9 protein-coding genes and 1 pseudogene are annotated in these 9,039 nt (G+C 68.5%); 8 read left to right on the forward strand and 2 right to left on the reverse strand.

The window, feature by feature from the left end; all coding sequences use genetic code 11:
- The 3 genes and pseudogenes from ACFQEU_RS07350 to ACFQEU_RS07360 all read left to right on the forward strand — a co-directional run.
- Positions 1 to 534 (forward strand): annotated as a pseudogene (locus ACFQEU_RS07350) (GNAT family N-acetyltransferase); the annotation flags it as partial.
- Positions 535 to 623: 89 nt separating this feature from the next.
- Complete coding sequence (locus ACFQEU_RS07355; protein WP_379780763.1) at positions 624 to 839, forward strand: hypothetical protein; 216 nt, start codon at positions 624 to 626, stop codon at positions 837 to 839.
- A 59-nt stretch (positions 840 to 898) separates the two neighbouring features.
- Complete coding sequence (locus ACFQEU_RS07360) at positions 899 to 1,876, forward strand: A24 family peptidase (protein WP_379780765.1); 978 nt, start codon at positions 899 to 901, stop codon at positions 1,874 to 1,876.
- 15 nt (positions 1,877 to 1,891) lie between these two features.
- Here the strand turns inward: ACFQEU_RS07360 and dnaG are convergent, their stop codons facing one another.
- Positions 1,892 to 3,355, reverse strand: coding sequence for a DNA primase DnaG (gene dnaG / locus ACFQEU_RS07365; protein WP_379780767.1), 1,464 nt, complete (start codon positions 3,353 to 3,355; stop codon positions 1,892 to 1,894).
- A gap of 183 nt (positions 3,356 to 3,538) precedes the next feature.
- Between dnaG and ACFQEU_RS07370 the strand changes: the two genes are divergently transcribed.
- From ACFQEU_RS07370 to ACFQEU_RS07390, 5 genes are all read left to right on the forward strand, one after another.
- Positions 3,539 to 3,820, forward strand: coding sequence for a hypothetical protein (locus ACFQEU_RS07370; protein WP_379780769.1), 282 nt, complete (start codon positions 3,539 to 3,541; stop codon positions 3,818 to 3,820).
- Entirely contained in the window at positions 3,817 to 5,301 is a 1,485-nt protein-coding gene (locus tag ACFQEU_RS07375; RefSeq protein ID WP_379780771.1) for a sodium:solute symporter family protein, read from the forward strand. The genes ACFQEU_RS07370 and ACFQEU_RS07375 overlap by 4 nt, the downstream gene beginning before the upstream one ends.
- Positions 5,302 to 5,552: 251 nt before the next feature.
- Complete coding sequence (locus ACFQEU_RS07380; protein WP_379780773.1) at positions 5,553 to 6,713, forward strand: DUF6498-containing protein; 1,161 nt, start codon at positions 5,553 to 5,555, stop codon at positions 6,711 to 6,713.
- Positions 6,714 to 6,810: 97 nt separating this feature from the next.
- Entirely contained in the window at positions 6,811 to 7,683 is an 873-nt protein-coding gene (locus tag ACFQEU_RS07385) for a YqcI/YcgG family protein (protein WP_379780775.1), read from the forward strand.
- A 39-nt stretch (positions 7,684 to 7,722) separates the two neighbouring features.
- Positions 7,723 to 8,280: a cysteine hydrolase family protein gene (locus ACFQEU_RS07390; RefSeq protein WP_379780777.1), complete on the forward strand. Its 558-nt coding sequence runs from the start codon at positions 7,723 to 7,725 to the stop codon at positions 8,278 to 8,280.
- A 5-nt stretch (positions 8,281 to 8,285) separates the two neighbouring features.
- Here the strand turns inward: ACFQEU_RS07390 and ACFQEU_RS07395 are convergent.
- On the reverse strand, positions 8,286 to 9,039 hold a 754-nt coding region (locus ACFQEU_RS07395), incomplete at its 5' end, for an MATE family efflux transporter (RefSeq protein ID WP_379780779.1).

Genomic DNA, 9,039 nt, shown 5'->3' on the forward strand with positions numbered 1-9,039 from the left:
GACCCGGCGGCCGCGCCGGCGACTCCTCCGAACGCGGCGGTCGACGACCCCGACGCCGACGCCGTGTGGGCGTTCTGGAGCCGGAGCGACGCCCGGAATCACCTCGACGGGCTGGGGCTCGACCCCGGCGAGTCGTGGTCCTGCTCGCAGTTGACCCGCGAGCGGGTGGCGACGGCGAGCGACGAGGAGCGACTGGTGGCGGTGGACGACGACGACGGGATAGCCGGGTTCGCCCTCCACACTCGGACATGGGAACGCGAGGCGGACGACGCGGACGGGGACGCCGACACGAGTGCTGAGGATGAACCCCCTGTGGAGCGGCACGCCATCTACGGGAGCGCGGCGTGGCGCGACGTGGCGGCCGTCGGCGCGCTGCTGGACGCGGTCGCCCGGGACGCGGCCGACCGCGACGCGGATCACGTCCGCGTGTTCATCCCCGAGACCGTCGATCACGTGAGCGACGTCGCGGCCAACCGAGTCGAGGTAAGCGCCGAGCCGGACTTCGTGATGACCGCGGACCTCACCGATCGCTGAGACTCGATGAGTCGAGCGGTACTGCTGGCGGTCCCCGGCGTCCCCGGCGGAGCCGAAGCGCTGAAACGGCGTCGGCCGAACGGTGTCGTATGTATCCGCTCGTCTCCGGGGCGCTTCCGTGGTCGTGGCCGCTCACGCTCGCCGTGTACGGGATCGTGCTCGCTGTCGCGGTGTGGATCTACCGCGACGCGAAAGCCCGCGGGAGCAATCGGGCCGTGTTGTGGTTCCTGGCGACGCTCGTGTTCACCATCGTCCCCGTTCTCCTGTACATGTACCTCCATCGCGCCTCCGGGCCGGCGCGCTGAGTATCAGGGCTGATGGCGGAACCCGAACGCCTAATTCGCCCCGCCGTTCCCGTGTAGACATGTTCGCGACCCTGCCGGACGCGCTCCGGCTGCTCGTCGTCCCGGTGTTCGCGTGGGCGGCGGTTCGGGACGTCCGCACGCGCCGGCTCCCGAACCGGCTCTGGCCGCCGCTGTACGCGTTCGGGGTGTTGTTGATCGCCGTCGAGGCCGTCCAGTTCTTTCCCTTTGCGGGGTTTGAGGCCCGGCTGTTCCTCGTACAGACGCTGATCAGTTTGCTGTTCGTCGCGCCCCTCGGCTACGCGTTCTGGTATCTGGGCGCGTTCGGCGGGGCGGACGCCAAGGCGCTGATCGCCATCGCCATCGTGTTCCCGACGTTCCCGACCTACGAGCTCGCGGGTGCGAGCCTCCCGTCCGTCGAGACCGCGATCGGCGTGTTCTCGCTGACGGTGCTCACAAACACGGTGCTGATCGGGCTCGCGTACCCGGTCGGACTGGCCGCCTACAACCTCGTGGGCGGGGAGCGGTCGACGACGATGTTCCTCGCGCGCCCCGTCTCGACGGCGTCGCTCCCGGAGCGACACGGGCGGCTGTTCGAGGACACGACGGGGACGACACGAAGCGGGCTCGACCTCGACGCCCTCCGGATGTACCTCCGCTGGCGCGGGACGACGCTGGCCGAGCTGCGCGCGGAGCCCGACCGCCACCGCGACCCTGAAAGCGTGTCGGAGACGTTCGACCCGACCGACGGTGGGACACACGTCGGGCCGGCGACCGACGGGGGAGAAGTGGTCGAGACGTCGGAGGAAGAGATCGGTGACCCCTGGGCTGCCGAACGGTTCCTCACGGGGATCGACCACGGCGCGTACGGGACCGACGCGGAGACCCTTCGCGACGGGTTAGAAGTAGTGACGAGCCGGGAGACGGTGCGAGTGTCGCCGGGAATGCCGTTCGTCGTTCCGATGGCGGCCGGGCTGGTCGTCTCGCTCACCTACGGGGACGCGCTGTTCGCGCTGTTGGGCGCGGTCGGCCTCGTATAAGCGGCCGGGAAGCCGTCAGGCCTCGATCGAAGTCTCCCCTACCGTCGAGACGCGAGTCCCGATCGGCCGCTTCACGAACTCGCCGACCTCGCGACCGATCATCCGGGTGACGCCGCGCTGTGCGGCGACATCGAGCAGGCGCTGGTCGATCCGCCCGTCGACGACAACCGCGTGCGGGGGAGTGTCCGCGCTCTCGACCGCGTCGAACGCCGCGTCGGCGTCGACCTCCGAACCGATGGAGAGGTCGTCGCCGAGGAGTCGGGCGAGCCCGCTTCCGGCGTCGATCACTTCCTGAACGTGTTCCTCCATGGACCGGGGAGCTGATTCCGACGGCGTCTCGGCGGACGCGGGATCCGCCGACTCCGTCGCTGTGGCAGCGTCGTGCTCCCCGGTTTCAGCCGCCGCTTCAGTGGCGTCCGAGGCTTCCGTTGGCTCCGACGCTTCGGCGTCGGTGGATCCCGCTGTGACGTCGTCCTCGGCGTCAGCGTTGGGTTCGGTGTCGGTCTCGTCGGCTTCGCTTCCGACGTCAGTGTCGGTCGTGCGTTCGGAGTCTGCGTCCGCGTCACCGTCGGAACCATCTCCACGAGTGGAGTCGACAGCGGACGATCGGATAGACTCCGGGTCCGTGTCGCGCCCGTCCAGTTCGTTTCCGGCTGCCTTCCGCAGGTTCGGCTCGTCGGCGAGCGTCTCGTACGGGACTTTGCCGCGGAGCGCCTCGAACACTGCCCCACGGTCGAGGTCCTCGACGGACTCGCCGGGCGGGGCGAAGGCGACGTAATCCACCTCGCCGACCTGAGCGAGCTCGCGGAGGATCAGCTCGCCACCGCGGTCGCCGTCGAGGAACGCGGTGACGGTCCGATCGCGGGTCAGCGCCGCGACCGCGTCTGGGACGTTCGTCCCCTCGACGGCGACGGCGTTCTTGATCCCGCACTCGAGCAACGTGGAGACGTCCGCGCGCCCCTCAACGACGATCACGGCGTCGGAGTCGCTGACGCGCGGCCCCGCCGGCACTCCCTCGTAGTCGGCGACGCCCTCGATCCGGGCGGCGTCGCGGACCTCCTCTAACACGTCGGTGCTCGCGAGGTTCGTCTCCTCGAAACCGCTCGCGACGAGCTCTTTCGCGCGTTCGACGACCTCGCGGCGCTTCGCGGCACGTACGTCCTCGATGCTCGTCACCTCGACTGACGCCTCACACGGGCCGATGCGATCGATAGTCTCCAACGAGGCAGCGAGGATCGCCGTCTCGACCTTGTCGAGGCTCGATGCGACGGTCACCTCGCCGAAGGACTGACCGTTCTCCGACTGTATCGCGACGTCGATCCGTCCCACTTTCGAGGAGTCCTGGAGGTCACGGAGGTCCAGCTCGTCGCCGAGAAGGCCCTCCGTCTGCCCGAACACCGCGCCCACGACGTCGCTCCGCTCGACGACGCCGTCGGCCGCGATGGTGGCACGGATCAGGTATTTGGCTGTGTCGTTCATGTGAATGTGAATCGTGATCTGAACAGGCGGTACGTACCGCCCGTTTCCATTACGATCGTTCCCGAAAAATACCTGTCGACCGGAGAGTCACCGGCGAGCGCGTTTGAAGAATAATTATCTTCGATACCCTATACTGAATTAGGAAAGTAGGATTTAACCGTGTGTATTACATTTAGATTTCTGATGAGTCGATCACGGAGAGATATCTTGTGGGTACCGGCGTTCGCGATACTCGTCGCGTTCGCGGTGCCGTGGCCGCTGTGGGGTGTCGACCGCGTCGTCGCCGGCTTGCCGGTGTGGATCTGGTGGCACGTCGGGTGGCTCGGACTGTGTACCGTACTGTTCTCCCGGTTCGTCGCGAGCGGCGCGTGGGAGCGCGGGATGGGACTGACGGCCGGGGCGGAGTCGATCGGGGAGCGTTCGGAGTCGGGAGGCCGGCCGGCGAGCGGGGGTGAGGAGCCGTGAGCCTCGCGGTCCAGCTCGGCGTCGTCGTCGGCTACCTGCTCGTCGCGCTCGCTATCGGGCTGATCGCCTATCGAGTCGCGGAAGCGACGGCCGAGGACTACTACCTCGCCAGCCGCTCCATCGGGACGCTCGTGTTGCTTTTCACGACGTTCGCCACGTTGCTGTCGGCGTTCACGTTCTTCGGCGGGCCGAACCTCGCGTACGCCGCCGGCCCCGAGTGGCTGATCGTCATGGGCGCGCTAGACGGCGTGCTGTTCGCAGTGTTGTGGTACGTCATCGGCTACAAACAGTGGCTGATCGGGAACAGAAACGGCTACCTCACACTCGGCGAGATGCTCGGTGACCGGTTCGGCTCCGCGGGACTCCGCGCGCTCGTCGCCGGGATCAGCCTGTTGTGGTTGTTCCCGTACGTCATGCTCCAGCAGATGGGCGCAGGCGAAGCGATCGTGGGACTGACGAACGGTGCGGTCCCCTACTGGGGCGGCGCGGCGCTGATCACCGCCTTCATGATCGGCTACGTCACGCTCGCGGGGATGCGCGGCGTCGCGTGGACCGACACGGTACAGGGGTTGTTCATGCTCTCCATCGTCTGGATCGCGGCCGTCTGGGTGCTGTCGGCGGTCGGCGGGCTGGGCGCGGCCACCGACTCCATGCTCGCGGCGCGCCCCGAGTTCGGGAGCTTCGGCGGCGGGCTCTACTCGCCCGGGTTCATCATCTCCACCGCGATCACCATCGCGTTCGGCGTGACGATGTTCCCGCAGATCAACCAGCGGTTCTTCGTCGCGAAGAGCGGCGCGGTGCTCAAGCGGTCGTTCACGCTGTGGCCCGTGCTGGTCCTCCTGTTGTTCCTCCCCGCGTTCATGCTCGGCGCGTGGGCCGCGGGGATGCCGATCGACGTGCCCGAGGGCGCGAACGTGCTTCCCGTCGTATTGAACGAGTACACGCCGGTGTGGTTCGCCGCGCTCGTGATCGCGGGCGCGATGGCCGCGATGATGTCGTCGTCGGACTCGATGCTGCTCTCCGGATCGTCGTACTTCACGCGGGACCTCTACCGACCGTTCGTCAACCCCGACGCCTCAGCCCGCCGCGAGGCGTGGCTCGCGCGGATCGGGGTGGCGGCGTTCGCGACGCTCGCCTTCCTCGCCAGCCTGCTCCGACCCGGTACCCTGATCGAGGTCGGCGACACCGCGTTCTCCGGGTTCGCGCTGCTCGCGCTCCCCGTGATCTGCGCGCTGTACTGGGACCGGACCACCCGCGACGGGATGATCGTCGGCGTGCTCGTCCCGCAGGTCGCGTATCTGACGGTGGTGTTCTCCTCGGTGCTCCCGCTCGTTCCGACGCTTCCCCGGTCGGTGGCCGGTGGCTGGGACATCGCGCTCGGGCTGATGGTCCTCTCGGCGGCCCTCACGATCGGCGTCTCCTCCCTCACCGCGCCGACCGCCGATAGCGACGCGTCTCGGTTCGCGGTCGCCGGGGACTGAGCGATCGGTGGTGACCGAGCGCTTACCGACGCCGCCACGTTCGGAGTAGTTTATAAGGGACCGTCGATATCCAAGACACTACTTATAAACCGCTCTCGTCGTCAACGAACTCGCGTGCGACTAGCCGTGGTCGATCGTCCGTACACGACGAGTATGAGTATATCCAAGTCGTTCCAGCGGTCACGCCAGTTTATATATGCTGTACAGCACCCAGTGACGGAGTTTATAAATAATCCGGCCGACTGTCCGTCGTGGTCGCCCTCCCCCGATCCCCGAACGCGAGCCGATCGGCCGCGCTCGCGGTCGGTATATCGAACCTGTTCCCGCTCGTCGGCGTCCTCGCGCTCGGCTGGGACGCGACGGCGCTGATACTGCTCTACTGGTTCGAGCTAGGGGTCCTGACGCTGTTCGCGCTCCTCCGTGGCGTCTTCGCCGGCCGACCGAGTGAACTCGAGACGGACGCGTTGATCCTCGGAGCGCTCGTCGACAAACGGGCCTCGGTGTCCGTACCGCTGACAGGCGTCCGGATCCACCTCTCTTCGGTGCTCGTTCTATCGATTATCGCACCGTTCCTCGCGCTCTTGTGGGTGTTTACGGGCCCGGTGTTGCTGGCGCTGACCGGCACCGAGGGACCGAGTCCGGAGACGGTCGGAACGGTGCTGCTCGCGACGTTCGGGATCGCGATCGCCGAGGCCCCGATCGGCGAGGTCGCGGACCCGGCGACGTTCGGACCGATCGTCCTCGCGCTTGCCGTCCTAATCAAGTTCGGGGGCGACCTCGCCGGGCTGTATCACGATCGGCTGGCCGCGTTCGACGAGTCGACGAGCCTCGCCATCGGCTGGGCGTACGAGCCACCCCCCGACGAACCGGTACGGGACCGGATTCCGGACCCCGACACGCGTTGCCGTCCGACCACCGCTGGTCGACTCTTCGGTTGGCCGCTCGCCGAAGCTATCCGGCCGGGCGGGTGGCTCCTGGCGGCGCTCCTGCTCGGCGTGGCCGCCTTCGTCGCCGTCGCCGGATACCGTGTCTCCGCCCTCGTGATCGGACTGTTCGCGGTTGTCGCGCCGCTAACTGTCCTCATCGTCGACTCGGCGCTCCGGTACGGCGCGGTGGAGTACCGGATCGCGAGCGAGGGGGACCGCGCGGTCGTCGCGTACGATCGACTGTTCGGGCTGGCGCTCTGGCGGATCGAGCCGTGGGACGAGACGAACCTCCGCGTCGAGCGCGATCGGATCGACCGCCGAGTCGGTACCCGGTCGGTCGTGATCGAACTATCCGACCGGACGGTTCGGATCCCCCGGGTCGCGGACCCCGCCCCGATCCTCGCGGCCTTCGACCGCCGGGCAGATCGACCCGACCGCGACGGGAGCGATCGAAGGCCGGATCGCGACCACGAGCCGACCTCGTAGCGGCCGGGTCGACGCGCCCTTCGAACGTCCTCACGCACCGTTCCCACCGCGCTGGGGGCGTCGAAAGGCAAAAGCCCGTCTACGACCCACATCTACCATGAACGAGCCCGGCACCGAGGGCGTGCTGTTGGACCAAGAGACGCTCCACGATCGGCTCGACGACGCGCCCGAGTGGCTACAGGACCACTACCGGACGTTCCGCGAGTCGATGGTCGGCGAGCGCGACGGCTCGCCGTTCCCCTGTTATTTCGGGATCGAGGTCGAACGGGAGGGCGATCTGCTGTACGCGGCCTGCGAGTCGACCACCGATCCGGCCGCGCTGTTACGGCTCCGTGACACCCTGCTTGAGTACCTCGACACGTACCCCGACCACGCCGACCGCGCGCCGCTCGCGGTGTTCTTCAAGCCGCCGGCCGGTGACCCCGGCGAGGCACACTACCACGAGCGGCTCTGGCACGTCCTGGAGTTCCTCCACGTTCACGACCCGGAACCGTGGCCGGAGTCGATCCCGACCGATCCGGACACCCCGACGTGGGAGTTCTGTTTCGGCGGCGAGCCGCTGTTCCCGACCTCCCGCGCGCCGTTTTACGACGAGCGGAAGAGCCGGTACTCGCCGGTCGGCCTCGAGATCACCTTCCAGCCGCGGGCCGTCTTCGAGGGGATCACCGCCGACACTGAGGCTGGCCAGCGCGCCCGCGAGACGATCCGGTCGCGGATGACCGAGTACGACGGCGTCTGTCCCCACGCCGACCTCGGCGACTGGGGGGTTGAGGGCGACCGCGAGTGGACACAGTACCTGTTCCGCGAGGACGACGCGGAGAGCCCGGACGAGTGCCCGCTTGCCCCGACCCGCGATCACCCGAAAGCCCCCGAACCGCTCCTCGAACCCGGCGCGTGGCGGCGGCTGGCCGACGACGACCAGCCGCCCACAGGAGTCCGCACCGTGGCCACCGGAGCCGACGATGACTGATCGGGCCCCGGGGGCTCCGAGGACACCGGAGGCGACGAAATGACCCGCGGCGGGCCGTCTGACGACGCCGTCCTCCTCCTCGTCGACTTCCAGGTCGGCTTCGACGACCCGGGCTGGGGCGAGCGAAACAACCCCGAGGCGGAGACGGTCGCCGCCGCCCTCTTAGCGCGGTGGCGCGAAACCGGCCGCCCGGTCGCACACGTCCGACACGCGTCGACGGACCCCGACTCACCCCTCCGACCGGACTCGCCGGGGTTCGCGTGGAAACCCGAGACGGCACCCCGGGAGGACGAGGCGACCTTCGAGAAATCCGTCAACGGCGCGTTTCTCGATTCCGGGCTCGGCGACTGGCTGCGGGAGCGGGGATACGACACGCTCGTCGTCTGCGGGCTCACTACCGACCACTGCGTCTCGACGACCGTCCGGACGGCGGAGAACCGCGGATACGACGTCTCCGTCGTTGCGGACGCGACCGCCGCCCACGCGCGGACCGCCCACGACGGGGGTGTAGTCGACCCGGAGACGTCACATCGGGTCGCGCTCGCACAGCTGAACGGCGAGTTCGCGACGGTCGTCGATGCGGCCGACCTCGGGTAACCGTCTCAGTCGTCGTCGGCGGCGGTCGACGCGCCGTCCGTCTCTCCGGACCCGCCGCCCTCCCCGCTCGATTCGTCGTCTTCCTCGACCGACCTGTCGTCTTCCTCGACCGACCTGTCGCTTTCTCCGGCCGATCCATCGCTTTCTCCGGCCGACGCGTCCTCGGCAGCCGCCTCGAACATGCCCCGTTTCGTCGCGTATATGAAGTACGCGCCCAGCCCGAGGAACCCGACGGCGTTCGATATCGCGACCGCCCAGAACACCGCCTCGACGCCCCAGCCGAGCCCCGGCGTGATCGCGACCCCGAACGCGCCGAACGTCGCGGTCGTCGGAACGGCGGCGACGGCGATGGGGAACCGGATCCCCCAGTACTTGATCGCGTCGGCAACGAACGAGGTCCGCGTCCGGGAGGCTCCGTTGAACCCCGCGAGCAGCGTGTAGGTGCCACCGAGCCCCCAGTAGGTCACCGCCAAGAGCTGTAAGTAGAGCACGGAGAGATCGCGGCCGGTCGCGCTCAGGTCCGGTGCGAAGAGGTCGGTGATCGCGCCCGCGAAGAAGAACTGCACCGCTCCTAGCGCGAGGAACGCGGCGACGACGATCCCGGTTCCGACGGTCGTCGTCCGGCGGGCCCGGTCGGGCTCGTCGGCCCCGAGGTTCTGTCCGATCATCGACTGGGCGGCCTGTTGCATCCCGAGCGCCGGAACGATCGCCAGCGTCGCGACCCGCGCGCCGACGGTGTAGGCGGCGACACCCGCGGCA

Source organism: Halorubrum tibetense (assembly GCF_042661865.1).
GTDB lineage: Archaea > Halobacteriota > Halobacteria > Halobacteriales > Haloferacaceae > Halorubrum > Halorubrum tibetense.